This window comes from Kitasatospora sp. NPDC092286, from assembly GCF_044755565.1.
Lineage (GTDB): Bacteria > Actinomycetota > Actinomycetes > Streptomycetales > Streptomycetaceae > Kitasatospora.
In genome coordinates, this window is record NZ_JBIVRD010000029.1 from 90107 (window position 1) to 113712 (window position 23606).

The 23606-nt window shown below is 72.7% G+C and carries 26 protein-coding genes; 12 read left to right on the forward strand and 14 right to left on the reverse strand.

Features of this window, described 5'->3' with window-relative positions:
• Positions 1 to 9: 9 nt before the first annotated feature.
• From ACIQIB_RS26885 to ACIQIB_RS26920, 8 genes are all read right to left on the reverse strand, one after another.
• A complete protein-coding gene (locus ACIQIB_RS26885) occupies positions 10 to 2028 on the reverse strand; it encodes a flotillin family protein (RefSeq protein ID WP_363608037.1) in 2019 nt (672 codons plus the stop codon).
• Between the two features lie 97 nt (positions 2029 to 2125).
• Entirely contained in the window at positions 2126 to 2806 is a 681-nt protein-coding gene (locus tag ACIQIB_RS26890; protein ID WP_363608036.1) for a hypothetical protein, read from the reverse strand.
• A gap of 172 nt (positions 2807 to 2978) precedes the next feature.
• Positions 2979 to 4094, reverse strand: coding sequence for a PucR family transcriptional regulator (locus tag ACIQIB_RS26895; protein WP_400655899.1), 1116 nt, complete (start codon positions 4092 to 4094; stop codon positions 2979 to 2981).
• A gap of 228 nt (positions 4095 to 4322) precedes the next feature.
• A complete protein-coding gene (locus ACIQIB_RS26900; RefSeq protein WP_400655901.1) occupies positions 4323 to 5276 on the reverse strand; it encodes an ABC transporter ATP-binding protein in 954 nt (317 codons plus the stop codon).
• Positions 5273 to 6295 carry an ABC transporter ATP-binding protein gene (locus tag ACIQIB_RS26905; RefSeq protein ID WP_400761162.1) on the reverse strand — a complete coding sequence of 341 codons (1023 nt, stop codon included), beginning with the start codon at positions 6293 to 6295 and terminating at the stop codon, positions 5273 to 5275. The genes ACIQIB_RS26900 and ACIQIB_RS26905 overlap by 4 nt, the downstream gene beginning before the upstream one ends.
• Positions 6295 to 7161 carry an ABC transporter permease gene (locus ACIQIB_RS26910; RefSeq protein ID WP_400761163.1) on the reverse strand — a complete coding sequence of 289 codons (867 nt, stop codon included), beginning with the start codon at positions 7159 to 7161 and terminating at the stop codon, positions 6295 to 6297. The genes ACIQIB_RS26905 and ACIQIB_RS26910 overlap by 1 nt, the downstream gene beginning before the upstream one ends.
• Complete coding sequence (locus ACIQIB_RS26915; RefSeq protein WP_363608031.1) at positions 7148 to 8107, reverse strand: ABC transporter permease; 960 nt, start codon at positions 8105 to 8107, stop codon at positions 7148 to 7150. The genes ACIQIB_RS26910 and ACIQIB_RS26915 overlap by 14 nt, the downstream gene beginning before the upstream one ends.
• Positions 8104 to 9663, reverse strand: coding sequence for an ABC transporter substrate-binding protein (locus tag ACIQIB_RS26920; protein ID WP_400655906.1), 1560 nt, complete (start codon positions 9661 to 9663; stop codon positions 8104 to 8106). The genes ACIQIB_RS26915 and ACIQIB_RS26920 overlap by 4 nt, the downstream gene beginning before the upstream one ends.
• A gap of 240 nt (positions 9664 to 9903) precedes the next feature.
• Between ACIQIB_RS26920 and ACIQIB_RS26925 the strand changes: the two genes are divergently transcribed.
• On the forward strand, positions 9904 to 10548 hold the full coding sequence (locus tag ACIQIB_RS26925) for a TetR family transcriptional regulator (RefSeq protein WP_363608029.1): 645 nt from the start codon (positions 9904 to 9906) through the stop codon (positions 10546 to 10548).
• A gap of 35 nt (positions 10549 to 10583) precedes the next feature.
• Here the strand turns inward: ACIQIB_RS26925 and ACIQIB_RS26930 are convergent, their stop codons facing one another.
• The gene (locus ACIQIB_RS26930) at positions 10584 to 11342 is read right to left on the reverse strand and encodes a GntR family transcriptional regulator (RefSeq protein ID WP_400655908.1); all 759 of its coding nucleotides are present in this window, start codon (positions 11340 to 11342) and stop codon (positions 10584 to 10586) included.
• A gap of 186 nt (positions 11343 to 11528) precedes the next feature.
• Here ACIQIB_RS26930 and ACIQIB_RS26935 point away from each other — a divergent pair, with 186 nt between their 5' ends.
• The 7 genes from ACIQIB_RS26935 (at position 11529) to ACIQIB_RS26965 (ending at position 17375) form a co-directional block, all read left to right on the forward strand.
• On the forward strand, positions 11529 to 12308 hold the full coding sequence (locus ACIQIB_RS26935) for a tyrosine-protein phosphatase (protein WP_400761166.1): 780 nt from the start codon (positions 11529 to 11531) through the stop codon (positions 12306 to 12308).
• Positions 12305 to 14086 (forward strand): glycoside hydrolase family 3 protein, encoded by a 1782-nt coding sequence (locus ACIQIB_RS26940; RefSeq protein ID WP_400761168.1) that lies wholly within the window; start codon positions 12305 to 12307, stop codon positions 14084 to 14086. The genes ACIQIB_RS26935 and ACIQIB_RS26940 overlap by 4 nt, the downstream gene beginning before the upstream one ends.
• 165 nt (positions 14087 to 14251) lie before the next feature.
• The gene (locus ACIQIB_RS26945) at positions 14252 to 14710 is read left to right on the forward strand and encodes an NADAR family protein (RefSeq protein WP_400761171.1); all 459 of its coding nucleotides are present in this window, start codon (positions 14252 to 14254) and stop codon (positions 14708 to 14710) included.
• Positions 14711 to 14716: 6 nt separating this feature from the next.
• The gene (locus ACIQIB_RS26950; protein WP_363608024.1) at positions 14717 to 15292 is read left to right on the forward strand and encodes a DUF4291 domain-containing protein; all 576 of its coding nucleotides are present in this window, start codon (positions 14717 to 14719) and stop codon (positions 15290 to 15292) included.
• Positions 15293 to 15314: 22 nt separating this feature from the next.
• Positions 15315 to 15608: a hypothetical protein gene (locus ACIQIB_RS26955; protein WP_400761175.1), complete on the forward strand. Its 294-nt coding sequence runs from the start codon at positions 15315 to 15317 to the stop codon at positions 15606 to 15608.
• A gap of 445 nt (positions 15609 to 16053) precedes the next feature.
• Complete coding sequence (locus ACIQIB_RS26960; RefSeq protein ID WP_363608021.1) at positions 16054 to 16638, forward strand: hypothetical protein; 585 nt, start codon at positions 16054 to 16056, stop codon at positions 16636 to 16638.
• A 404-nt stretch (positions 16639 to 17042) separates the two neighbouring features.
• On the forward strand, positions 17043 to 17375 hold the full coding sequence (locus ACIQIB_RS26965; protein WP_400761178.1) for a hypothetical protein: 333 nt from the start codon (positions 17043 to 17045) through the stop codon (positions 17373 to 17375).
• 195 nt (positions 17376 to 17570) lie between these two features.
• Here the strand turns inward: ACIQIB_RS26965 and ACIQIB_RS26970 are convergent, their stop codons facing one another.
• The 3 genes from ACIQIB_RS26970 to ACIQIB_RS26980 form a co-directional block, all read right to left on the reverse strand.
• On the reverse strand, positions 17571 to 17777 hold the full coding sequence (locus tag ACIQIB_RS26970; RefSeq protein ID WP_400761180.1) for a DUF397 domain-containing protein: 207 nt from the start codon (positions 17775 to 17777) through the stop codon (positions 17571 to 17573).
• 186 nt (positions 17778 to 17963) lie between these two features.
• Complete coding sequence (locus tag ACIQIB_RS26975) at positions 17964 to 18170, reverse strand: DUF397 domain-containing protein (protein WP_400761182.1); 207 nt, start codon at positions 18168 to 18170, stop codon at positions 17964 to 17966.
• Entirely contained in the window at positions 18155 to 18994 is an 840-nt protein-coding gene (locus ACIQIB_RS26980; protein ID WP_400761184.1) for a Scr1 family TA system antitoxin-like transcriptional regulator, read from the reverse strand. The genes ACIQIB_RS26975 and ACIQIB_RS26980 overlap by 16 nt, the downstream gene beginning before the upstream one ends.
• A gap of 116 nt (positions 18995 to 19110) precedes the next feature.
• Between ACIQIB_RS26980 and ACIQIB_RS26985 the strand changes: the two genes are divergently transcribed.
• Together ACIQIB_RS26985 and ACIQIB_RS26990 are read left to right on the forward strand one after the other, a co-directional pair.
• Positions 19111 to 19311 (forward strand): hypothetical protein, encoded by a 201-nt coding sequence (locus ACIQIB_RS26985; protein ID WP_363608016.1) that lies wholly within the window; start codon positions 19111 to 19113, stop codon positions 19309 to 19311.
• Complete coding sequence (locus ACIQIB_RS26990; protein WP_400655926.1) at positions 19311 to 19559, forward strand: hypothetical protein; 249 nt, start codon at positions 19311 to 19313, stop codon at positions 19557 to 19559. Before ACIQIB_RS26985 ends, ACIQIB_RS26990 begins: the two co-directional genes overlap by 1 nt.
• Positions 19560 to 19665: 106 nt before the next feature.
• On the opposite strand, the gene ACIQIB_RS26995 is transcribed toward ACIQIB_RS26990, so the two are convergent.
• Positions 19666 to 20448 (reverse strand): hypothetical protein, encoded by a 783-nt coding sequence (locus ACIQIB_RS26995; RefSeq protein ID WP_400761187.1) that lies wholly within the window; start codon positions 20446 to 20448, stop codon positions 19666 to 19668.
• On the reverse strand, positions 20445 to 21386 hold the full coding sequence (locus tag ACIQIB_RS27000) for an ABC transporter ATP-binding protein (protein ID WP_400655930.1): 942 nt from the start codon (positions 21384 to 21386) through the stop codon (positions 20445 to 20447). The genes ACIQIB_RS26995 and ACIQIB_RS27000 overlap by 4 nt, the downstream gene beginning before the upstream one ends.
• Positions 21387 to 21575: 189 nt before the next feature.
• Here ACIQIB_RS27000 and ACIQIB_RS27005 point away from each other — a divergent pair, with 189 nt between their 5' ends.
• Together ACIQIB_RS27005 and ACIQIB_RS27010 are read left to right on the forward strand one after the other, a co-directional pair.
• On the forward strand, positions 21576 to 22799 hold the full coding sequence (locus tag ACIQIB_RS27005) for a sensor histidine kinase (protein ID WP_400761190.1): 1224 nt from the start codon (positions 21576 to 21578) through the stop codon (positions 22797 to 22799).
• Positions 22796 to 23482, forward strand: a complete 687-nt coding sequence (locus ACIQIB_RS27010; protein WP_400655934.1) for a response regulator — start codon at positions 22796 to 22798, stop codon at positions 23480 to 23482. The genes ACIQIB_RS27005 and ACIQIB_RS27010 overlap by 4 nt, the downstream gene beginning before the upstream one ends.
• Positions 23483 to 23606: the final 124 nt, after the last annotated feature.

Genomic DNA, 23606 nt, shown 5'->3' on the forward strand with positions numbered 1-23606 from the left:
CCGCGAGCGCTACTTGGAACCGTTGGCCGCGGCGAGCGCCGCGATCGGGGTCTCGGCGATGCCCAGCTTCTGCGCGGAGGAGAGCAGTTGCCGCAGCTGACCGGCCTGCTCGCCGGCCCCCGAGCCGATCAGCTTCATCAGCAGCGCGGACACGGTGAGGTTCTGCACATCGGCGGTGGAGACGGAGGACAGCACCCGGGTGAGGTCGTCGGTGAAGCTGGCGCTGCCGTCCAGCCACGGCCCGGCCAGGGCGCGCGCGGTGTCGGAGTGGGCGACGAACGCGTCCACGCTCTTGCCCGCCGTCACCGACTGCACCAGGCGGTCGAAGAAGATCCCGTCCCCGCCGACGATGTCGATGTTGGCCTTCTCCAGCCCGGCCGCGACCAGCGTGGCCTGCGCCTCGGCGATCTGCCGCTGGGTGTCGAGACCGGCCAGCCGGACGTCCTTCTCGGCGGCCAGCCGCAGCCGGTACTCCTCGTGCCCGCGGGAGGCCTCGTCCAGCCTGGCCATCGCGGCGGCCTTCTCGGTGAGGCCCTCGGCCTCGGCCTTCAGCTTGGCGCCGATCTCCAGCGCGGCGGCCTGCGCCTTCTCGGCCAGCACGACGGCCTCGGCGCGGCCGACCTTCTCGATCGCGGCGGCCTCCTGCTCGCGGACCTGCACCTGGGCCAGGCCCTCGGCGGCGGCCTCGGCCCGGATGCCCTCGGCGAGCCGGATCTTGGCGGCCGCGTCCAGCTCGGCGGCCTGCTGCCGGGCCTCGGCCAGCAGCAGCGACTCGCGGGCCTTGTGGCCGGCGGCCTGCTCGGCGGCCTCGGCGGCCTTGATGTCCTTGACCAGCTTCTCCTGCGCCTCGGCCTCGGCCTGGATGACCACGGACTTGCGCATCCGCTCGGCCTCCTCGACCGCGCGCAGCGACTTGATCGACTCCTCCTGCTCGGCCACGGTCCGGTCCACCGCGACCCGCTCGCGGACCACGTCGGCGATCTCGCGCTTCTGCGACTCGACCTCCTTGTCCTTGGCGATCCGGGCGAGTTCGGTCTCCCGGTCGCGGCCGATCACCTCCAGCAGGCGGTCCTTCTCGATCCGCTCGGTCTCCACGGCGATCACCCGCTCGCGGTTCTTCTGCGCCACCGCGACCTCACGGGCCTGGTTCTCCCGCTGGACGCCGAGCTGCTCCTCCGTCCGCAGGAAGGCGCTCTGCGCGTTGAGCCGCTCCTCCTCCTGGACGCGGGCGACCGCGGCCTCCTCCTTGGCCCGCAGGGTCTCGATCTCCCGGCGCTGGCGGATCTCGGCGTCCGCCTGACGGCGCTCCAGTTCGAGGACGGCCTCGCGGGCGTCCACGTTCTGCCGGGTGATCTCCTTCTCCTCGGTGCGCTGGTACTCGTTGGTGCGCACGTGCTCGATCGCGGTCAGCTCGGTGATCTTGCGGATGCCCTGGGCGTCCAGGATGTTGTTGGAGTCCAGCTGGTTCATCGGGGTCTGTTCGAGGTGGTCGATGGCCGCGTCCTCAAGGGTGTACCCGTTGAGGTCGGTGCCGATCACCGCGATGATCTGGTCCCGGAACTCGTGCCGGTGGGTGTAGAGATCGGTGAAGTCGAGCTGCTTGCCGACGGTCTTCAGCGCCTCCGAGAACTTCGCCGCGAAGAACTCCTGCACCGCGTTCGGGTCGCTGGCCCGCACGGTGCCGATCGCCTGGGCGACCTTGATGACGTCCTCGACGGTCTTGTTCACCCGGACGAAGAAGGAGATCCGGATGTCGGCGCGGATGTTGTCCCGGCAGATCAGGCCGTCCCGGCCGGTGCGGTGGATCTCCACCGTCTTCACCGAGATGTCCATCAGCTCGGCCTTGTGCAGCACCGGGAGGACGATCGTGCCGGTGAAGGTGACGTCGACCTTCTTCGTCCGGGAGATGATCAGCGCCTTGCCCTGCTCGACCTTCCGGAAGAGCCGGCCGACGAACAGCAGCATGGCGAGCACGATGAGCAGCACGACGGCGACAAGTACGCCGAATCCCACAGCGATGGTGTCCATCACGGTGTCCTTTGCAGAAGAGGTCTTGCGAAGAGGCCTTGCGGAGAAGCTCTGCGGAGAAGGCGGGGTGGAGCGGGTCGGGTGGAGCCGGGCGGGGTCAGCGGCCGGGGTGCGCCGGATCGAACGGCGCCACCAGGAAGTGCTCGCCGTCGGCGTCGTAGTCGAAGATCAGGGCCGTCCGGCCGGCCGCGAGGCCGGGCTCGTCGGTCAGTGACCTGACCTGGACGGTGGCGGTGGAGCCGTCGTCGGCGGTGACCTCCGCCTGCCCGAAGTCGGCCGTCACCCGGCCGGTGCGGATCACGCAGACCCGGCCGACGAAGTCGCCGCGGGTGGCGGGCCGGTCCTCGGGGAAGAGCCGCGAGATCGGTTTCAGCAGCAGCCGGGTACCGGTCCAGGACGCCGCCAGGGCGACCACCAGCACACCGGCGCGCTCGACGGCCCCCGAGGTGAGGGCGGAGCCGGCCAGGCTGACGAACCAGGCGAGCGCGACCAGCAGCGAGACCGCCACCGTCACGGGTACCCCGCCCAGTCCCAGCCCGGCCACCGTGCCCCCGTGGTGGCCGGCGTCGTCGCCCCCGTGCGGGACGCCGTCGTGGTGGCCGACACCGTGCCCCACATGCGGGGCGCCGACGTGGGGATCGACGCCATGTCCCCCGTGCAGGGCGTCGACCCCGATGCCACCGAGTACGACCAGCAACCAGTACCCGATGACCACCACCAGCGCGAAGCTGAACAGCGCCGCCGGAAAGCCCAGCGCGGCCTCGACGAATCCCCCCATCGCGCCCCGCCCCCCGTGCTCTCTCCGGCGGCGCCACCTCGGCGCCACGGAGATCGTGACAGTCGAAGGGCTGTTCGCACATTGCCAGGATCCGGCAATCTTGACGCCCTCTTGACACCCTGGAACGCGCGGGCCGGGCCGTACCGCCCGCCCGGGGCGTGTCGGACAAGCCCTACAGCGGCTGCTCCGGCCAGCTGAGCAGCCGGGCGCCCATCGCGGCCGTCTCCAGGGTGAAGCGGTGCAGCGCGTCCGCCGGGTCGTAACCGGTCAACGCCTTGATGCGTTCCAGCCGGTAGCCCAGCGTGCGGACGCTCAGCCCCAGCCGGCGGGCCGCCTCGGCGTTGACGTACCCCGCCTCGGCCTGCACCGCGATGGTGTCCAGCAGCGGCCGCGCGCCGCCCCGGGCCTCCACCAGCGGGCCCAGCACGCTGCGCACCAGGTCGGCCATGGCCGCCCGGTCCCGCATCAGCACCGGGAACACCAGCAGCTCCTCGGCCCTCAGCTGCTGGGCGGACAGACCGAGCCGGGCGGCGTAGTCCAGCGCGCCGAGTGCCTCCTCGTAGCTGCGCAGCACGCCGCTGGCGCCCGAGTGCCGGCGGCCGGTCGCCACCCGCAGCACCGGGCGGTAGCCGGGGCCCGGGCGGAGCGCCAGCTCGGCGAAGGCCTCCAGCACCGCGCGCTCGCTGTCGGGCGCGATGCAGACCAGCCGGCCGTCCTTGCCGGCCAGCAGCATGTCCCGCTCGCCGAACCGGCCGACCAGCTCCCGCTCCACCCGGTGCGCCAGCGGATGGACGTCAGGGTACGGATCGTCGCCGACCGCGACCGCGACGGCGTACGCGCCCGCCAGCCGCAGCCCGAACCGCTCGGCGCGCTCGGCCAGCAGACCGAGGTCGCTGCGGCCGTGCAGCAGGTCGTCGATGAACTCCCGCCGGGCGGACTCCTCCTGACGGACCGCCAGCCGCTGCGCCCGTTCGTGGCCCTCGCCGAGCGCGGCGAGCGCGGCTTCGGTGGCGGCCAGTACGGCGTCGCCCGTCCGGCGCAGCTCGCTGACGGTGGCGGCGGTGGAGATGCCGGGGAGCGTCTGCCAGGCCTGCCGGGTGGCGGCGAGGCACTGGGCGACCACCTCGCGCAGCCCGTGCCCGGCCTCGGCGCTGCGCTCGCCGAGCGCGCGCAGGCTCTCCAGCTCGGCGCGGCGCAGCAGCCGTCCGGTGCGGGAGACGTCGGCGAGCAGGCCGAGGTAGCAGCGGCTCAGTTCGGCGGGTGTGTCCTGATTGTCTCCCGCCGCCATGCCGCTCTGCTCCGCCCCGGAAAACGCCTGATGATCCGGCCGGAATTTTACCGGATTCCCACGGCCGGACCGCCGCCGGGGCGGGGCCTGGAGCGGGGTGCGGGGCCCGGTGGTGGCGGGGGTCCGGAGGCGGATGACCGGCCGGTTTTCGCATCCTGTCCGCAGCGGTGGACGGTCGGGCCTGCCGGGGGGGAATCGCAGGCAACCCGGAGCGTCGGCACCTCCGCCTCAGTCGACCGGCAGCAGTGGCCGGTGGCAGGCGACCGTCCGCCCGGGGGACACCGCGCGCAGTGCCGGTGCCTCGGTGGCGCAGCGCTCGTCCGCCAGTGGGCAGCGGGTGCGGAAGCGGCAGCCCGACGGCGGGTCCAGCGGGGACGGCGGGTCGGCGGGGAGCAGACCGGTGTCGCCGAGCGGGCGGCCGGGCTCGGGGACGGCGGCGAGCAGGGCGGCGGTGTACGGGTGGGCGGGGGCGGCCAGCACCTCCTCGGTCGGGCCCTGCTCGCAGATCCGGCCGAGCTGGAGGACGGCGACGTCGTCGCTGACCGCCCGGACCACACCGAGGTCGTGCGAGATGAACAGGCTGGCCAGGCCGCGCTCGTCGGTGAGCCGGCGCAGCAGGTTGAGCACGGTGGCCTGGGCGGAGACATCGAGCGCGGAGACGGCCTCGTCGGCGATCAGCACCCGCGGTTCGGCCGCCAGCGCCCGGGCGATGGCGACGCGCTGCGCCTGGCCGCCGGAGAGCTGGCCCGGCCGGCGGTCGCCGAACAGGGCGGGGGAGAGGCCGACGGCGTCCAGCTGTTCGTCGATGACGGCCTCGCGGTCGCGGGCCGGGTCGGGGTGGGCGTCGAGCGGTTCGGCGACCAGGTCGCGCACCCGGCGGCGGGGGTTGAGGGAGGAGATCGGGTCCTGGAACACCATCTGCATCCGGGGCCGCAGCGCCCGCAGCGCGCGGGCGGAGAGCGAGCCGAGGTCGGTGCCGTCCAGGGTGACGGTGCCGGAGGTGGGCGGGGGCAGCCGGAGCAGGGCCTTGGCGATGCTGCTCTTGCCGGAGCCGGACTCGCCGACCAGGGCGAGGGTGCGGCGCTGCCGCAGTTCGAGGCCGACCCCGCTGACGGCGTGCAGCGGGCCGGACCGGGTGCGGTGCACCACCGTCAGGCCGGTGGCGTGCAGGACGGTGGTCATGCGGCGGCCTCCGAGGTGCCGAGAGGAGCGAGAGGAGCGAGGGGGGAAAGGGGGAAGTGGCAGGCGGCCGTGTGCGCGGGCCCGGCCCGGTGGACGGGCGGCGCGGCCGTGGTGCAGACGGCGGCGGCGCGTTCGCAGCGCGGGGCGAACGGGCAGCCGGTGGCCGGCTTGGCGAGGTCGGGCGGGGAGCCGGCGATGGCGGGCAGGGTGCGCCGCAGCGGCCCGGTGACGCGCGGCACCGAGCGCAGCAGTGCGGCGGTGTACGGGTGGGCGGGCCGTTCGGTGATGGACTCGGTGGGGCCGCTCTCCACCACCCGGCCGCCGTACATCACGGCGATCCGGCGGGCGCGCCCGTACAGCAGGCCGATGTCGTGGGTGATCAGCAGGGTGGCGAGGCCGCGGGTCTCGCGGTGCCGGTCGAGCAGGTCGAGCACGGTGCGCTGGACGGTGACGTCCAGGGCGGTGGTGGGTTCGTCGGCGAGCAGCAGGGCGGGGCTGCCGGCCAGCGCGGCGGCGATGCCGACGCGCTGGCGCAGGCCGCCGGAGAGCTCGTGCGGGTAGGCGCGGGCCCGCCGGGCCGGGTCGGGGACGTCGACGGCGGCGAGCAGTTCGGTGGCGGTCTGCCGCCGGGCGCGGCGGCCGAGCCGCTTCCGGTTGGTGAGCGACTCGGTGACCTGGTCGGCGATCCGCACCACCGGGTTGAGCGAGGTCATCGGGTCCTGGTGGACCATGGCGACGCCGGTGCCGAGCAGTTCGGCGCGCCGGGCGGGGGCGGCGGTGAGCAGGTCCTCGCCGCTGAGCAGCACCTGCCCGGTGGACTCGACCCGGGTGGTGCGGCCGTGCACCCCCAGGACGGTGCGGGCGAGCACGGACTTGCCGGAGCCGGACTCGCCGACCACGCCCAGGCATTCGCCGGCGTCGATGGTGAGACTGACGTCGTGCAGGATGTGCAGCGCGCGGCCGTCGGGGGCGTGGATCACGGTGTTGAGCGAGCGGACGTCCAGGACCGGGGTGGCCATCAGCGGGACTGTCCCTTCTGGGCGGGCGAACGCAGGCGCTCGCCGAGGTAGTTGAGGGCGAGGACGGTCAGGCAGAGCACCGCCGCCGGGGCGAGCGAGATCCACGGCGCGCTGCCCAGCGTGGTCCGGCCCTCGGCGATGATGCCGCCCCAGGACGGCTCCGGCGGGCGCAGGCCGAAACCGAGGAAGCTGAGCGAGCCCTCGGCGACGATGGCGACCGTGGTGGCGGTGAAGGCGAAGGTCAGCGCGGCCGACGCGACGTGCGGGACGACCTCGCGGCGCAGGATGCGGGCCGGGGAGGTGCCGATCATCCGGGCGGCCTGGACGAACCCGCGCTCGCTGAGCGACAGCACCACGGCGCGCACCACCCGGGTGAAGGCCGGCACGGTGAACAGGCCGATCAGCGTGCCGATCACGGGCAGGCTGGGGCCGCGCAGCGAGACCGCGATCATCACCAGGATCAGGGTGGGGACGGACATCAGCAGGTCGGTGGCGAAGCCGATGGCCTTGTCGACCGGGCCGCGGAACCAGCCGGCGGCCACCCCGAGCGCGCCCCCGCCGAGCAGGCCGACGGCGACGGTCAGCCCGGCCACCGCGAAGGAGGCGCGGGCCCCGGCGATCGCCCGCTGGAGGACGTCCCGCCCGGAGGCGTCGGTGCCCAGCCAGTGCCCGGGGCCGGGCGCGGCCGAGGGGGCGGCGAAGTCGCCGTGCAGCGGGTCGAAGCCGGGCAGCAGCGGCAGCAGCAGCGCGGCGAGCGCGACCACGGCCAGCCAGGCGGCCGCGGCGAGGACACCCGCCGGGGGCCGCCGGCGGCGCTTGCGGGCGGGCGCGGTCGGCGGCGCCAGGGTGCTCTCAACGGTGGTCATGGGCGATCCTCGGGTCGAGCTTGCGGTACAGCAGGTCCACCGCGAGGGTGGCCGCGACCACGCCGAGCGCGCTGACCACCACCACGGCCTGGATGACGGGGAAGTCGCGGGCGCCGATGGCGTTGGAGGCGAGGCTGCCGACGCCGGGCACCGCGAACAGCGTCTCGACCAGCACCGAGCCGCCGAGCGAGGTGCCCACGCCGATGCCGAGCAGGGTGACCAGCGGCAGCGAGGACGGCCGCAGCGCGCGCCGCAGCAGCAGCCTTACGGTGCCCATGCCCCGGCTGCGGGCGGCGGCGACGTACGTCTGGTCGAGGGTGTCCAGCAGCTGCCCGCGCAGGGTGCGGGTGAAGACGGCGGCCTCGGTGAGGCCCAGGGTGAGTGCGGGCAGCACCAGGTGCCGGAGGTTCTCCACCGGGTCCTCGGCGAACGGCACCCAGCCGGTGGCGGGCAGGATCCGCAGCTGTACGGCGGTGATCCAGATCAGCAGCAGGGCGAGCACGAAGCCCGGTACGGCGAGCCAGACGAAGGCGCCCGCGGTGGCGATCCGGTCCACCGCGCCGCCCGGCCGCCAGGCCGAGAGCAGCGCGACGGGCACGGCCAGGCAGAGCGCCACCAGCTGGGCGGAGACGAAGAGTTCGAGGGTGACCGGGATCCGGTCGGCCAGCTCGGAGGTGACGGCGGCGCCGCTGGTGAGCGAGTGCCCGAGGTCGCCGTGCAGGGCGTCGCCGAGCCATCGCCAGGCGGCGGTGAGCACGTTCTCGTCCAGGCCGAGCTTGGCCTCGTAGGCGGCGATCTGCTCGGGGGTGGCGGTGGGGCCGAGGGCGGCGACGGCGGGGGAGCCGGGCATCAGGTGCGGCAGGCTGAGCGCCGCGACGGTGACCAGCAGCAGGACGGCGGCGGCGCGGCCGGCCCGTCCGGCGAGGCCGAGGATCCGGGGCGTCACTTCTTCACCCAGAGGGTGGCCGGGGAGACGTTGACGACGGCCCGCTTGGAGAGGTCGGGCAGGCCGCCGACCTTGCTGGTGGCCACGAAGCCGGCCGCGTTCTCGGTGAGGAACAGCATCGGGGCCTCGGCCACGACGGCCTTGGCGGCCTCGTTGTAGGCGGCGGTGCGCTGGGCCGGGTCCAGGGCGGCGCGCCCGGCCGCGATCGACTGCGTGGCCTGCGGGTTGCTCCAGCCGGTGAAGTTGTACGGGGAGCCGGGGGCGTACAGGTTGGCCAGCGCGGTGTCGGTGTCGCCGAACAGGCTGGTCATGAAGTCCTGCACCTGGAACGTGCGCTGCATCAGCGAGGTGCCCAGGGTGGCCGGGTCCATCGGCTTGACGGTCACCTTCACACCGGCCTCGCCCAGCATCTGCTGGATCACGGTGGCGCGCTGCTGGCCCTCGGGGCGGTTGTCGACCTGGTACTCGAAGGAGAGGTCCGGGTGGCCGGACTCGGCGAGCAGGGCGCGGGCCTTGGTCACGTCGCGGGCCGGGTACGTGGCGGCGGCCGAGTGGTAGGGGGAGACGGAGCCGATCGGACCGTCCGAGACCTTGCCCTGGCCGAGGTAGACGACCTTCTCCAGGGCCTCGCGGTCGATGGCGTACTGGATGGCCTGGCGCACGCGCGGGTCGTCGAAGGGCGCGGCCTTGGTGTTGAACAGGATGGTGGAGGTGGAGCTGGGGCCGGTGGCGACGCGCAGCCCGTCCCCGGCGGCCTGCTTCAGCTGGGCGGGCGTCTCGGCCCAGATCAGGTCGGCGTCGCCGGAGCGCAGCGACTGGTAGCGGCTGTCGGAGTCGGCCAGCACCCGGTAGACGATCTTCTCGGCGTGACCCTTGTCGCCCCAGTAGGAGGCGTTGCGGGCGACGGTCACCGAGACGCCCGGCTGCACGCTCTCCACGGTGTACGGGCCGGAGCCGACCGCCGGGGCGTCCCCGTTCGGGGCCTCGGAGACGTAGCCGAGGGAGCGGGTGAACAGGTTGGGGAAGGCCGCGTTCGGGGTCTTGAGGGTGAAGACGACGCTGGTCGGGCTGTTCACCGTCATGCCGCCGATGGTGGCGGCGTCGGTGGCGCAGGAGCACTTGCTCTCCGGCTTGGCCAGCCGGTTGACGTGGTCGACCACGGCCTGGGCGTCCAGCGGCTTGCCGTCGCTGAACTTCACGCCCTCGCGCAGCTCCAGGGTCCAGGCGGTGGCGTCCGCGTTGGGGGTGAACCCCTTGGCCAGGTAGGGCTGCACGGTGCCGTTGTCGCCGTTGACCATCAGCGGGTCGTACAGCGCGTTGGCCAGGACCAGCACGGGCAGCGAGGTCAGCGTGCTGTCGGCCGGGTCGAGCTTGGCGAAGGGGCGGTCCAGGCCGATCTTCAGCGTGCCGCCGTCGGTCGCCTGGCCGTCGGTGGCCGGGGCGGCCTGGGCGGAGCCGCCGGACACCGCGGTGTCGGAGGCCGAGCAGGCGCCGGCGGTGAGGGCGATGGTGACCGTGCAGATGGCCGCTGCCAGAACGTGCTTGTTCCGCTTCATGGTTCCTCGGTGTTCCTCGGATCGAAGGTGGGGGCCGACAGCGTGGGGCTGCCGCCGCAGACCACCATTCGGAAGTGGCACAACTGCCAAAAGGCAGTTGTGCAAACTTCACGTGACGAGGTGTCGACGACTTGGCGCTCGCCTTGAGCGGGCCGCGCCAGGCGTGATTGCGTACGAGTGACGGAGAACCGTCGGAGAAGGGCAGGGCCAGGGAACATGCAGGGGCAGGGGGCCGAAACCGTGGCGGAGACCGTGGACGGGGTGGTGGTCGGGGCGGAGGCCGTCGTCGAGACCGGGCTGCGCGACCGCAAGAAGGCGCGGACGCGCGAGGCGATCCGCACGGCGGCGCTGGACCTCTTCGAGGAGCAGGGCTTCGAGCGCACCACCGTGGACCAGATCTGCCGGCGCGCGGACGTCGCCCACCGCACCTTCTTCCGGTACTACCCCAGCAAGGAGTCCCTGCTCTTCGGCTGGGACTTCGGTCGGCAGATCATCGACGAGTTCGCCGCCGCCCCCGCCGCCCTCGGCCTCTGGGAGGCGTTCTGGCACGCCCTGACCGCGACCGGCGGCCGGCTGGAGGAGCCCGCCGAGCACACCGCCCGGCGCCGGCTGCTGCGCCGGCGCTTCCTCGACGTCCGGTCCGTGCACGACCACGCGATCCTCCAGGTCGACACGTTCGTCCAGCGGACGATCGAGGCCGCGGCCGGGCGCCTGGGCACCGATCCCGACGAGGACCTGCGGGCGCACGCGCTCGGGGCCGCGCTCGGGGCGATGACGCGGCGTCACATCATGGTCGGGAGTTCGGAGCCATGGCTGCCGGAGGCCTGGGAGGAGGCGTTCCGCACGCTGGTGCCGCCGGGTCCCGGCCCCCGGGCGGACGGGTGAGGCCGGCCGGTCCCGCGGTACCCGGGCCGGGGGCGCTAGCGGTCGGGGTGCTCGCGGTAGTGCAGCACGAACCGGGCGCTGCTGCCGACGATCCGGCGCCGGACGTACAGCGCCGGGGCGCCGTCCGGTGTGCAGCTGACGCCCTCGCGGACCAGCAGCGGCGTGCCGACCGGCAGGCCCAGCAGTTCGGCGTCGGCGAGGTCCGCGCCGATCGCGCCGAAGGCCCGCCAGTCGTACTCCAGCTCGATCCCGGCCGCCCGGGCCAGCTCCGGCACCAGATTGCCCCGGAGGCCGGGCCGGTCGAAGCCGGGCGGCAGCAGGGCGGACGGCAGCCAGTAGCTGCTGACCGTCCGGACCTCCGCGCCCAGCCGGATCACGCTCTCCAGCCGGGACAGTTCGCCCGGCGCCCGGCCCAGCCGCCCGGCCGCCTCCAGGTCCTCGGCGGAGCCGGTCACCGGCGGCGCCGCGACCACCTCCTCGCCGTCCCGGGAGTGCAGCGCCGCGTGGACGCTGCCGAGGTCCACCCGCTGGCTGCGCGGGTCCACGTCGATCGAGACCCGGACGGCGGGCGGGCGCACGAAGGTGCCCACCCCGCGCCGGATCTCGATGGTCCCGGCCCGCTCCAGCTCGGCCACGGCCTGTCGGACGGTCAGCCGGTTGACGTCGAACTCCGCGCTCAGCTCCGGCTCGCTGGGCAGCCGGGCGCCGGCCGGGTACGTCCCGGCGTCGATCCGCTCCTGGAGCTGCCGGGCCAGCCGGCGGTACAGCGGGGTGCTGGTTCGGTGCGTTGCCACGCGCCAGATCCTACGGAGCCGGGCGCCCGGGATGCCGTCCGCCCGTAGAAGCACCGGCCCTTGACCCGATGTTCATCTCGCCGCCGCTTGCCGGGCACCCCCGGTAGCCGTTACACATCTAGACATCTAGATGTCTTCGTTTTTCGCAGCTCCACCCGAAAGCCAGTGCCACCCGAAAGGCCCCCCATGTCCCTGGTCAACTTCCGCGACCCCGCCGTCCTCGCCGACCCCGACAGCCGCTGGATCCGCCCCGGCGCCGTCCACCGCTCCGCCCAGCCGCACGCGGCCGCCGCCCCGGCGATTCTCGCCCAGCTGCGTGAGGCCGGCATCCGCACGATCGTCGACCTGCGCGGCGACGCCGAGGCCAGGCCGGCCGACTGGGCCGAGGCCGAGGCCGCCGGGATCCAGGTCGTCGCGGCGCGCATCCAGCCCACCAGCGACGCCCTGGACGCGTCCATGCGGGAGATGACCACCGCCGCCGACCTCGGCGCCTTCTACCTGCTGATGGCCGAGTCCGCGCCCGAGGCCGTCGTCGCCGCCGTCGAGGCCGCCACCCGCCCCGGCGGCGTGCTGCTGCACTGCGCCGCCGGCAAGGACCGCACCGGCCTGCTGATCGCCCTGCTGCTCGACCTGGTCGGCGTCCCCGCCGAGGAGATCGTTGCCGACTACGCCCGCACCAACGAGGCGCTGACGCAGATCTGGGCCAACCTCGCCGATCGCAACCGCAGCGCCATGAACGACTACCAGGCCGGCACGCTCACCGTCCCGGCCCCGCTGCTGGAGGCCCCCGCCGGCGCGATGGTTGCCTTCCTGGAGCTGGTCGACACCCGGTACGGCGGTACGGAGGCCTTCCTGGCGCACTGCGGCGTGGTCCCCGCCACGATCGAGGCCTTCCGCGCCAAGGCCGGCGTCGCCGCCGACGCGGCCGTTGCCGCCGCTGCCGCCGGGACGGAGGCCGTCGCATGACGGCCCGGCTCCGTCATCACGACGGCACCCCGTTCCGCGACCTCAACCACAACGGCACCATGGAGCCCTACGAGGACCCGAGGCTGCCCGTCGAGGAGCGCGTCGAGGACCTGCTCGGCCGGATGACGCTCGCCGAGAAGGCCGCCCTGATGTTCCACGGCCGGATGATGCCCGGCACCAGCCCGGAACTCCCGTTCCCCACCGGAGCCGAGCTGATCAACGGACGCGGCCTCACCGCCTTCGCCATGATGGCCGTCCCCGACGCCCGCGCGATGGCCGAGTGGAACAACCACGTCCAGGACCTCGCCGCCGCCGAACGCCTCGGCATCCCCGTCACCCTCGCCTCCGACCCCCGGCACGGCTTCACCGCCAACCCCGCCACCGCCTTCGTCGGCGGCGGCTTCAGCGCCGGCCCCGAACCGATCGGCCTCGCCGCCACCGACGACCCGGCGCTGGTCGAGGAGTACGCCCGGCTGATCGGCCGTGAGCTGCGCGCCGTCGGCATCCGCCTGGCCATCCACCCGATGGCCGACCTCGCCACCGAGCCGCGCTGGGCGCGGATCAGCGGCACCTTCGGCGAGGACCCGGAGCGCGCCGTCCGGATGATCACCGCCTACATCCGCGGCCTCCAGGGCGAGAGCATCGGCCCGGACAGCGTCGCCTGCATGACCAAGCACTTCCCCGGCGGCGGCCCCCAGGCCGCCGGCGAGGACTCGCACTTCGCGGCCGGCCGCCGGCTGGTCTACCCCGGCGGCGCGCTGGACCAGCACCTGCGCCCGTTCGAGGCCGCCTTCGCGGTGGGCACGGCGCAGATCATGCCCGCCTACGCGATCCCCTCCGGCACCGGGCTGGCCGAGGTCGGCGCCAACTTCAACCGGGACGTCATCACCGGCCTGCTGCGCGGCAAGTACGGCTTCGACGGCGTGGTCTGCACCGACTTCAACGCCATCACCGGCATGGCGATCCCCGGCATTGCCGCCCTCCCGCCGCGCCACTGGGGCGTCGAGGAGCTGTCGGTGGCCGAGCAGGTGGTGCTCACCCTGGACGCGGGCGCCGACCAGCTCGGCGGCGAGACCGACCCCGGGCTCGTCCTCGACGCCGTCCGTTCGGGCGCGGTGAGCGAGGCCCGGATCGACGAGTCCGCCCGGCGGATCCTGCGTGACAAGTTCCGGCTCGGCCTCTTCGACGACCCGTACGTCGACCCGGACGCCGCTGCCGCCCTCGTCGGCGCCCCGGCCGGGCGTGAGCTGGGCCGCCGGGTGCAGGAGCGTTCGCTGGTCCACATCGCCGGGCGGCCACTGGCAGGTCGGCGGCTGTACCTGGAGGAGATCGACCCGGCCGTCGCCGCCCGCCACGGCGCGGTGGTCGCCCGCCCGGAGGACGCCGACGCGGCCGTCGTCCGGCTCAAGGCGCCCTACGAGCAGCGCGAGGGCCTCCTCGAACGCTTCTTCCACAGCGGGTCGTTGGAGTTCCCGGCGGAGGAGGCGGAGCGTCTGCGCGCGATCGCCGCCACCGTGCCCACCTGCTTCGTCGTCCATCTCGACCGGCCCGCCGTGCTCACCCCGCTCGCGGGCGAAGCCGCCATGCTGATCGGCGAGTTCGGCGCCGACGACGACCTGGTGCTGGAGGCCGCCCTCGGACTCGCCCCGGCGCGCGGGGTCCTGCCCTTCGACCTGCCCTCCTCGATGGCCGCCGTCGAGGCCTCCTGCGAGGACGTGCCGTTCGACACCCGCGACCCGCTGTTCCGCTGCGGCTGGTCGGCTGCTGACGGCGCCTGATCCGGGCCGTTCCGTTCCCGCTCCCGCTGCTTCCGTACTCTGCGGAAGCGCCGGGAGCGGGGGCGGGTGGAAAAGCAGACGCGCCCGGGCGTGGGCGCGGCATACGATCTCACCGCCTCTCACCGCCGCATCCTGATGGGTGCCGCGCGCCCGGACGGAGACCCGATGCCGATCTACTTCTACGGAGCCGACGAGGTGCCGTACGGCTGCTTCTCGAACTTCTCGGCACACGGGGTCGAGCTCGACGGGCGGTTCTGGCCCACCTCCGAGCACTGCTTCCAGGCGCAGAAGTTCACCGGCACCCGCCACGCCGACCTCATCCGCAAGGCCCCGACGCCGCTGTGCGCCGCCCAGCTGGGGCGGGACACGTCCAAGCCGCTGCGGCGCGACTGGGAGCGGGTGAAGGACGACGTGATGCGGCGGGTCGTGGACGCCGAGTTCCGCACCCACGAGGGCATCCGGGCCGTCCTGCTGTCCACCGGCACCGACCGGATCGTCGAGGACACCGGCGCCGACCACTACTGGGGGCGCGGCCGCACGGGGACGGGCAAGAACATGCTGGGCCGCATCCTGATGAGCACCCGTGACCGGCTGGCCGCCGAGGCCGGCCCGGTGGGGCGGTAGGCGCGCATGCAGCCCCAGCACCGGATCCGCGCCGACCACGACGCCCGGACGATCGTCGTCTACCAGGCGTACGCGCCCGTCGTCGCCGAGCCGGCCCTGAAGGCGGGCCGGTTCGTGCCGCCGTTCTCGTTCCAGCGGATGACATGGATCAAGCCGTCCTTCACCTGGCTGATGCACCGCAGCAACTGGGGCCGGAAGCCGGGCCAGGAACGCATCCTCGCCGTTCGGATCACCCGGGAGGGATGGGAGGAAGCGCTCTCCCGGGCCGTCCTGACCACCGCCGATCCGGCCGCCGTGGCCCAGGCCGAGGTCCACGTCCAGTGGGACCCGGAGCGGTCGCCGAGGGGTGCGGCGCTGAACCACTACAGCATCCAGGTCGGCATCGGCAGATCGCTGATCCGCAGCTACGTCGACGACTGGATCGTCGACCTCACCGACCTCACCCCGCAGGTCCGCAAGATCGCCGCCCTGGTTCAGAACGGCCACCCGGCGAAGGCCCAGCGCCTCCTCCCACCCGAGCGCCCCTACCTGCTGCCGCTGCCGACGGCACGCCGCCTCGGCATCACCGAAGGCCGCCCCTGACGCCGCCCTGACGCCGCCCGCCATGATGATCGACGGCCTCGGGGTGGCGGAGGGCACCCGCCGGTCGGCGTGGATGGTGCGCGGGACCTTCTCCCGGCAGGTGTACGGCTCGCTGTGGATCGCGCTGCCCGTGGCCCTCGCCGTGGTCATCGGATTCGTGGCATTCATGCTCGGGGTGGAGTCGAACAGCGCGGGGCCCGCCATCGCGGGCGGACTGCTCGCCGCCCTGCTCCTGATGGGCGCGCTCCTGGTGGGGGCCACGGTCTCCGGGATCTTCCGCACCGTGCTCTACCGGGACGCTTCGGCTGTGGCCTGACACCCCGGATGTGATCTCCGTACGTCGTCGGCCGGGGCCTGGCCCGCCCGGCTGATGGCGGTGACCTGCGGGAACAGCCGGCGAGCGCGACGTGGGTCCGGCTTCCGAGCCCTGCCCGCCGCCGGCGTCGGCGGGCAGAGCTCTCCCCCTTGGGGCGTCTCGTTCCCTGAAGGCGGCTCACCTCGTCGCGTCGGCGGTTTCGGGCGTTCTGCCGCCGGAGGAGTGAGTGGGCATCAGGGATCACTCGGAAGGATCAACCGCCAGTCAATCGTCATATTTTCTAACTTATATGACGATCCATCAGTTCTCTGAATCCTTGCCCCGCCACCCGTTCGGCCCCCCCTGTGCCGGTCCTTCGATATGCCCGATATGACCGCCCTCGGTACGTTCAAATCACGAGGTCGGCGGCCCAGTCGACCAGTACAAGGATCAGGAGAAAAGTTCCATGCAGATCACCCGCGCAACCGTCATCACCGCGGCCGTAGGAACCGCCGCGGCCCTGGCCGCGACCGGCCTCACCTACGCCTCGGCCGCTTCCCAGCCGATGACCCAGGCGGCCCCGGTCGTCCAGCAGGCGGTCGCTCCCGCACAGGCGTCCTTCGTCAACGACGGCATGGGAAATGAGGGCAAGGGCAACGAGGGCAAGGGCCACGAGGGCAAGGGCTACGAGGGCAAGGGCCACGAGGGCAAGGGGCACCGGAAGCACCACGAGGAGGGCCGCATCCACATCAACGAGCGGACCTACTCCGCTCACTCGGGCGGCTGCATCACCGTGGTCAGCGGCCTGGGCGCCAAGAGCCTGAACATCCGCAACGACAGCCACAAGACCGTCGAGGTCTTCCGCGGGGCGGTCTGTGACGATGGTGCCCCCATCGCCACCGTTGGGCCCCGCAGCTCCAGCGACGGTGTGGACCCGCGTTGCACCGAGGGTGTCTTCGTCGAGCACGGAGTGGTGGCCAGCTTCCGGGTAGTCCGAGGCCACGAGGGTGGTCGCGAGGGCGGCCACGAGGGCGGCTACGAGGACTACTGATCCAGGCCTTCTCCAGAAGGCCAGGGCCGCAGTCCTCGGACACCCTGATGGATCGGGAACGCGCTCGGTCCAGACCTTTCTCCGCGAGCGGCAATAGCGTGGTCCGGCGTCACGACACGGTGGTCTGACCGACACCGAGACATCGCCGGGGAGCTGGACCACGCCGCGATCGGCGCTCTGTTGCCTCACGGACGCCCCCGCCTGGCTCTTGCCGGGCGGGGCGTCCGGGGGGCCGAGGCCCCCGGGACTGTCTCCTGGTGGCCCGATGGCGGCTTTGAAGTTCGGCCGTGATGCCGCTGGGACGTTCGTGTGGGCGTCTCGTGGACAGGCGGTCGCTGGGGGGCAGCCAGAGGTCCCTGAACACGCGGCGCAGGTTGCGGCGCGTTCCCCAGGGGACTCTGGCGATGTGGTTGCGGGAGAAGCCCGAGGAGGTGTTCTCGGGCGAAGCCGTTCGCACTCGCGTTCGGGGTGTGTGGAATGCCGGGTCTGTCGCCGCGGTCACGGTGTCGCGGTTCGCCGAGACCCTGGCCGACCGCCAGACTGCGGAGCCGGCGGTCCGCGCGATCGACCGGAAATATGCTCTTGGCCTGGAATCTGTGGATCGAGAGTTCGATTTCACGATGCCGGCCAAGTTCCGGGCCCGGTCGGTCGAGCACGGCCGCGAGGACGGGTTGATCACCGTCGGGGGAAAGCAGTACACGGACTTACTCAGGTCATCGGCGCGGTACGGGATTTGAACCGGTTGGGGTTGGCCGGGGAGAGCGTGCGTACGGCGTTGGATGCGCTGACCGTCGCCGGCCCCTGTCCGGCTCGGTCGGGCGATGCCGGTGGCGGATCTTCGTACAGATCTACTACGTGCACACCGACGGGTTCGACTATCCACTCCGGGAGGCCGGGGTGCCCCACCGCCTGGCGCGGCGGGGCCGGGGCGGTCAGTGGGTGTCGAACTCGCCAGTGCGGACAGCGGTAATGAAGGCCTGCCAGGAGGACGCCGGGAAGAGGAGGGCAGGGCCGCTCGGGTCCTTGGAGTCACGGACAGGTACGACGTTGATGTACCCCTCGGCAGTCTCGACGCATGCACCACCGCCACCGCTGTACGAACTCTTCCTCCAGAGGGCATTGCCCAGGTCAATGTCCATCCTCAAAGTCCTTCCGTACCGCGCGGATTATTGCCACGGATGCGGCTTGGCGCAGCGCTTTGATCTGCATTCGATCGTAGTCCTTGGCCGGCGTCGGCACAGGATCTGTATCGCGGCCGAGACAGTTGCGTTGCTCGGTCTCCGCGCGAGCCCGGGATGCCCTGCCGCCGCCCCGGCCCGGGGCGGTCAGTGGGTGTCGAACTCGCCCGTGCGGACAGCGGTGATGAAGGACTGCCAGGAGGACGCCGGGAAGAGGAGGGCGGGGCCGCTCGGATCCTTGGAGTCACGGACGGGCATGATGCCGGGGTAGTTGTCGGCTGTCTCGATGCACTGGCCTCCGCTGCCGCTGTATGAACTCTTCTTCCAGCGAGCGCCAGTCAGATCGACGTCCATTCGAAGTCCCTCCGTACCGCACGGATCATTGCTACCGACTCGGCCTGGTTCATGGCCTCGATCAGGAGCCGATTGTAGTCCTTGGCCAGCGCCGCTACGGACTCCGTATCGCGGTCGAGATAGCCACGTTGCTCGGTCTCCGTGTAGGCGAGCATCTTGCGGCCAGGCATCGTCAGCATGGTCACCACACGAGTGAACGGCCGGTCTTCGCCCAGGGAGTACGGGGCTACCTGAAGGAGGATGTTCGGTTGCTCGGCCATGTGTTCAAGGTGTAGCAATTGTTCGACCATCACATCCCGGCCCCCGATCGGCCGCCGGAGACAGCTCTCGTCGAGCACCGCGTGGACGAGGGGCGGCGGCGTCCGCTGGAGGCACTGCTGTCGAGTCAACAGGAAGTTGACTCGCTCCTCGACGTGTTCTTGAGTAGCTGTTCCTCGCCTGACATTCCCGTGCTCCCAGGCGGTTGCGTACGCCTTGGTCTGAAGCAGCCCAGGGATGACATTGATCTCGAAGAGCCGGATCTCCTCGGCCCGCGACTCGTAGTTGGCGTACTCCGGGAAGCCCGGGACCAGGGCCGTGTGCCGGTGCTGCCAGTACATCAGCGACAGTGTCCCGCCGGTTTCCAGGACCGCGTCCGCCCGGGCAGCGAACTGCTCACTCGGCGGGCGCTGCGCAAGTTCGACGAACGAGACGTACGACGGGTCGTACTTGCACTTGCGGGCCAGTTGGGCCTGCGTGAGTCCACGGCCCTCGCGTGACCTGCGGAGCTGCACGCCGAAGGGGGCCCAGGGGGATGAGGTCGGGTCAAGGGTCTTCTTGTTCAAGGCGGTTTCCCCAACATTCGCCGAGGCCGAGGTCAAGTAGATCGCGGCTTCCGATGGTAGCTGCCTTCGGGCAAACATGGACACAGACCGTGAAATTCCGAGTACGGAGGGTTCGTATGGATCGTGTCCGAGTTCAGGCCACCAGGCTCCACGGCTACGGGATCCGTTGGGATCCCGCCGCCCGGCTCTACCGGGTGCGCAACGAGATCACGGGGGAGTGGCTGAGAGACGGCGACGGATCGCTGTGCGGCTTTTCCTCCTTCTCCGTCGCGGAGAAGGCCTGGCGGGGGTTCGAGTCGCACCGGGAGATGGTCTGATGGGGCCGATCCTCAACCGGGCGACCGCCGAGCAGCGCCGCGAGGCCGCCTTCGCCGTCGAGGAGCTGACGGCCGTCCTCGCTCTCGGTGACGCCAAGTTGCCCTCCCTCGAAGTGGACTGGGACTACGGGCGGTTGACCGGTGCCTACCTGATCAACCTCGGCTCGGCCCGTACCTCCCAGGTCCTGCGGATCACCGAACTCCTGCGAAAGGGCCTGCTCCATGAGCGACAGGCCGGCCAGGGCTGAACTCCTCCGCCCCCACGGCCGGCGAGCCGCCTGAAACGCGGAACGGGAAGTCGGCGGGTCCGACTTCCCGTTCGGGGGCTCCTCCAGGCAGCAGCCGGCCGGCCGGCTACGCGTCGCGACGGCTGAGGGTGAGGGCGGCCGCGGTGAGGGCGGCGGCGAGGTAGGCGGCGAGGGCCGCGAAGCAGCCGGCCGCGCCGAGCCGGGTGTCGCCGCCCGCCGAGGCGACGGTGGTGCCCAGACCCTCGAAGGCGCTCTGCAGGCCGAACCTCGAAACGCCGTCACCGAACGGCGCGAGCAGCATCGGCGACAGGAAGAAGAGGCCGAACAGCGCCGCGACCGCGCCGGCGGTGTGCCGGATGACGAAGCCGAGCGCGAGGCCGATGAGGGCGAACGCCGACAGGAACACCCCGCAGCCGACGACCGCGCGCAGCACGCCGGGGGCGGAGAGCGACACCGCGAGGTGCTTGCCGTCGATGGCCCGCTGACCGAGCAGGAAGGTCAGGAACGCCAGGACCTGTCCGAGCAGCGTGGACGCGCCGCCGACGACCAGGGCCTTGGCGGCGAGCACCTGGCCGCGCCGGGGCACGGCCGCCAGGGTGGTGCGGACCTGGCCGGTGGTGTACTCGCTGGAGGCGGCCAGGGTCCCCAGGGTGCCGATCGCCAGGACGGCGACGTAGAAGCCGCCGGAGAAGCCGTACCGGACCGGGTCGAAGCGGGCGCGCTGCTCGGCGGTCCAGGCGTCCCAGTTGTCGGCGGCGCTGCCGTAGTCGATCAGGCCGATGAACAGTGCGGCGGCCAGCGCGACGAGCGCGGACAGGTAGGTCGCGCGGACGCTGCGCAGTTTGACCCACTCTCCGGCCAGGGCGCCACGGGTGGTCGGGGCGGTCATGTCTGCTTCCTCCTGAACATCGCGGCGGCGCCGGTCCGGGCGGCGCGGTAGTCGACCGCGTCGCCGGTGACGTCCATGAACGCCTGCTCCAAGGAGGCGTGCCGGACGGTGAGTTCGTGGACGCCGAGGCGGTGCGTGGCGGCCAGGTCGCCGATCGCCGCCGGTTCCAGTCCGCTGACGGCCAGCGCTCCGCCGGGCTCCTCCGCCACGGCCGCCCCGGCCCCGCGCAGCAGCCCGGCCAGCGCGGCCGGCTGCGAGGTGCGGACCAGGACGTCGGTGCGCGCGTTGTCGCCGAGGAACTCGGCGGTGGGCTGGTCGGCGACGAGCCGACCGCGGCCGATGATGACCAGGTGGTCGGCGGTGACGGCCATCTCGCTCATCAGGTGGCTGGAGATCAGGACCGTCCGGCCCTCGGCGGCCAGGTCCTTCATCAGGCCGCGGATCCAGTGGACGCCCTCGGGGTCGAGGCCGTTGACCGGCTCGTCGAACAGCAGGACCGGCGGATCGCCGAGCAGGGCGCCGGCGATGCCGAGGCGCTGCTTCATGCCCAGGGAGAACCGCCCGACCCCGCGTCGGGCCACCTGCTCCAGGCCGGTACGGGCCAGCACCTCGCGGACCCGGCGGGCGCCGATGCCGTTGGTGACGGCGATCCCGAGCAGGTGGTGGTAGGCCGAGCGGGACGGGTGGACGGCGCCGGCGTCCAGCAGCGCCCCGACCTCGCGCAGCGGGTACCGCATCGAGGCGTACGGCCGGTCGTTGACGAGTGCCCGACCTCGGGTCGGGGCATCCAGGCCCAGGATCATCCGCAGCGTCGTGGACTTGCCCGCGCCGTTCGGCCCGAGGAATCCGGTGACCCGCCCCGGCCGGACGGTGAAGGACAGCCCGTCCACCGCGACGGCGTCCCCGTAGCGCTTGGTGAGGTCGCGTACCTCGATCATCGTCGTGCCTTTCCGTCGACGTGGTTCCACTGGCGTGGCTCCCCTGACGGCTCCACGCTCCCGTCCACGCCCGGCCCGGTCGTCCCACCGCGGGCGGAACCGCCGCCTCCCGCGGGGCCCGGCCTCCGCCCGTGGTCATAGGCCTGCCGGGGGATGCCGCGACCGCGGGCCCGCCGATAGCCTGGGGAAATGTCCAACGCCCCGCACCCGCCGGTGACCAAGAGGCTGCGTCGCGGCCAGTGGGTGGCGATCGACGTGATGTTCTCCCTGGTCCTGACCCTGATCACCTGGGTGCGGGTGCTGGACGCCTACCGGGTGTTCGACCCGCACCACCGGGGATACCCGAAGCCGGCCCCGGCCGAGCTGGTGACGGTGCTGGGGTGCGTGGTGGCGGTGGGCGTGGCCATGGGGCTGCGCCGGCTCGGCCCGCTGTTCGCGGCCGGGGCGGTCTTCGCCGCGTGGGCGGTCGTCGTCGTGGTGGCCGGGCAGCTGACCATCGCCAACCTGGCCGGCTTCCAGGTGGAGATCGCCGCGATGACGACCGTCTACCTGGTGGCGGCGACCCGCCCGCCGCGCCTCGGCGCCGCCGTCATGGTGCTCGGCCTGGTCGGCGCCGGGCTGAGCGAGTTCGGCTCGCGGGAGCTGTGGAACAACCTGGTGCTGGCCGCGCTGGCGGTGGTCACGGCCTGGTCGCTCGGCTCCGCGCTGGCCCGCTACCGCTCGTACAGTGCCGCGCTGCGCGAGCACCAGGCCGACGTCGCCAAGGCCGAACTCGCCCAGGAGCGGATCCAGTTGGCCAGGGAGCTGCACGACGTCATCGCGCACAGCATGAGCGTGGTCAACGTCCAGGCCGGCTACGGCCGTTTCGTCATCGGCCGGGACCCGGCACAGGCCGAGCAGGCGCTGGCCGCGATCCAGGCGGTGAGCCGGGACGCCATGGTGGAGATGCGCGGACTGCTGACCGTCCTGCGCGACGCCGGTGCCGAGGCCGCCGTGCCGCCCCCCGCGCCCCGCCTGGCCGACCTGGACCGGCTGGTGGCGAGCTGCGCCGAGGCCGGGCTGAAGGTCGAGCTGCGGGTGCGCGGCCAAGTCCGGGAGCTGTCGGCGGGGGTGGAGCTGTCGGCGTTCCGGATCGTCCAGGAGACGCTGACCAACGTCGTCAAGCACGCACACGCCGCGTCGGCCCGGGTGAACGTGGACTACGGGGAGGAGGCGCTGGCGCTGGAGGTGACCGACGCCGGGCGCGGCGGGCCGGTCGCGGCCGGCGGGCACGGCCTGGCCGGGATGGCCGAGCGGGTCGGGCTGTACGAGGGCACGCTGGACGCCGGTCCGCTGCCCGGCGGCGGGTTCCGGGTCCGCGCCGTCCTCCCGCTGACCGGGCCGGCCGGTGCGCCCGGGGCGGATGCGGCATGAGCGACGGTCCGCCGATCCGCGTCGTCGTCGCCGACGACCAGACCCTGGTGCGCGTCGGCCTGAGCGGGATCGTCGCCGCCGCCGACGGCTTCGAGGTCGTCGGCGAGGCCGCCGACGGCGCCCAGGCCGTCCGGCTGGCCCGCGTCGAGCACCCGGACGTGGTGCTGATGGACATCCGGATGCCCGGCACGGACGGTCTGGAGGCCACCCGGCTGATCACCGCCGACAGCGGCGTGCGCATCCTGATCCTCACCACCTTCGACCTCGACGAGTACATCTACGGCGCGCTGCGCGCCGGGGCCTCCGGCTTCCTGCTCAAGTCCACCCCGCCGGAGGACCTGCTGGCCGCGATCCGGGTGGTCGCCGCCGGTGAGGCCCTGCTCGCCCCCAGCGTCACCCGCCGACTGATCCGCGAGTTCGCCGCCCGGCCCACGCCGTCGTCGGCCGGTGCCCGGGGCGGTGAACAGGAGCGGCTGCTGCGGGTGATCACCGGGCGGGAGGCGGAGGTGCTGACGCTGATCGGGCGCGGGCTGACCAACACCGAGATCGCCGAGGAGCTGTACGTCAGCACCGGCACGGTCAAGACCCATGTCGGGCACCTGCTGGCCAAGCTCGCCGCCCGGGACCGCGTCCAACTGGTGATCACCGCCTACCGCGCCGGACTGGTGGACCCGTCGGCCTGACACCCCCGGACTCCGCCGGAAACGCGGAAGTGTAGGTTCCGCTCAGCTCTGACATGCGGCAGCTCCGTGGCCTTGAGTTTCATGGTCTTGTCCCGTGCTTGTGTCGAGTGAGTTGTCCCGCTGT

Coding starts and splice junctions, on each gene's coding strand:
- ACIQIB_RS26960 (WP_363608021.1), top strand. CDS start 16,054: ATGCAGATCACCCGCGCAACCGTCATCACCGCGGCCGTAGGAACCGCC.
- ACIQIB_RS26945 (WP_400761171.1), top strand. CDS start 14,252: ATGCCGATCTACTTCTACGGAGCCGACGAGGTGCCGTACGGCTGCTTC.
- ACIQIB_RS26940 (WP_400761168.1), top strand. CDS start 12,305: ATGACGGCCCGGCTCCGTCATCACGACGGCACCCCGTTCCGCGACCTC.
- ACIQIB_RS26900 (WP_400655901.1), bottom strand. CDS start 5,276: ATGACCACCGTCCTGCACGCCACCGGCCTGACGGTGGTGCACCGCACC.
- ACIQIB_RS26895 (WP_400655899.1), bottom strand. CDS start 4,094: ATGGCGGCGGGAGACAATCAGGACACACCCGCCGAACTGAGCCGCTGC.
- ACIQIB_RS26885 (WP_363608037.1), bottom strand. CDS start 2,028: ATGGACACCATCGCTGTGGGATTCGGCGTACTTGTCGCCGTCGTGCTG.
- ACIQIB_RS27010 (WP_400655934.1), top strand. CDS start 22,796: ATGAGCGACGGTCCGCCGATCCGCGTCGTCGTCGCCGACGACCAGACC.
- ACIQIB_RS26985 (WP_363608016.1), top strand. CDS start 19,111: ATGGATCGTGTCCGAGTTCAGGCCACCAGGCTCCACGGCTACGGGATC.
- ACIQIB_RS27005 (WP_400761190.1), top strand. CDS start 21,576: ATGTCCAACGCCCCGCACCCGCCGGTGACCAAGAGGCTGCGTCGCGGC.
- ACIQIB_RS26950 (WP_363608024.1), top strand. CDS start 14,717: ATGCAGCCCCAGCACCGGATCCGCGCCGACCACGACGCCCGGACGATC.
- ACIQIB_RS26905 (WP_400761162.1), bottom strand. CDS start 6,295: ATGGCCACCCCGGTCCTGGACGTCCGCTCGCTCAACACCGTGATCCAC.
- ACIQIB_RS26970 (WP_400761180.1), bottom strand. CDS start 17,777: ATGGACATTGACCTGGGCAATGCCCTCTGGAGGAAGAGTTCGTACAGC.
- ACIQIB_RS26990 (WP_400655926.1), top strand. CDS start 19,311: ATGGGGCCGATCCTCAACCGGGCGACCGCCGAGCAGCGCCGCGAGGCC.
- ACIQIB_RS26975 (WP_400761182.1), bottom strand. CDS start 18,170: ATGGACGTCGATCTGACTGGCGCTCGCTGGAAGAAGAGTTCATACAGC.
- ACIQIB_RS26965 (WP_400761178.1), top strand. CDS start 17,043: ATGTGGTTGCGGGAGAAGCCCGAGGAGGTGTTCTCGGGCGAAGCCGTT.
- ACIQIB_RS26910 (WP_400761163.1), bottom strand. CDS start 7,161: ATGACCACCGTTGAGAGCACCCTGGCGCCGCCGACCGCGCCCGCCCGC.
- ACIQIB_RS26955 (WP_400761175.1), top strand. CDS start 15,315: ATGATGATCGACGGCCTCGGGGTGGCGGAGGGCACCCGCCGGTCGGCG.
- ACIQIB_RS27000 (WP_400655930.1), bottom strand. CDS start 21,386: ATGATCGAGGTACGCGACCTCACCAAGCGCTACGGGGACGCCGTCGCG.
- ACIQIB_RS26920 (WP_400655906.1), bottom strand. CDS start 9,663: ATGAAGCGGAACAAGCACGTTCTGGCAGCGGCCATCTGCACGGTCACC.
- ACIQIB_RS26935 (WP_400761166.1), top strand. CDS start 11,529: ATGTCCCTGGTCAACTTCCGCGACCCCGCCGTCCTCGCCGACCCCGAC.
- ACIQIB_RS26890 (WP_363608036.1), bottom strand. CDS start 2,806: ATGGGGGGATTCGTCGAGGCCGCGCTGGGCTTTCCGGCGGCGCTGTTC.
- ACIQIB_RS26995 (WP_400761187.1), bottom strand. CDS start 20,448: ATGACCGCCCCGACCACCCGTGGCGCCCTGGCCGGAGAGTGGGTCAAA.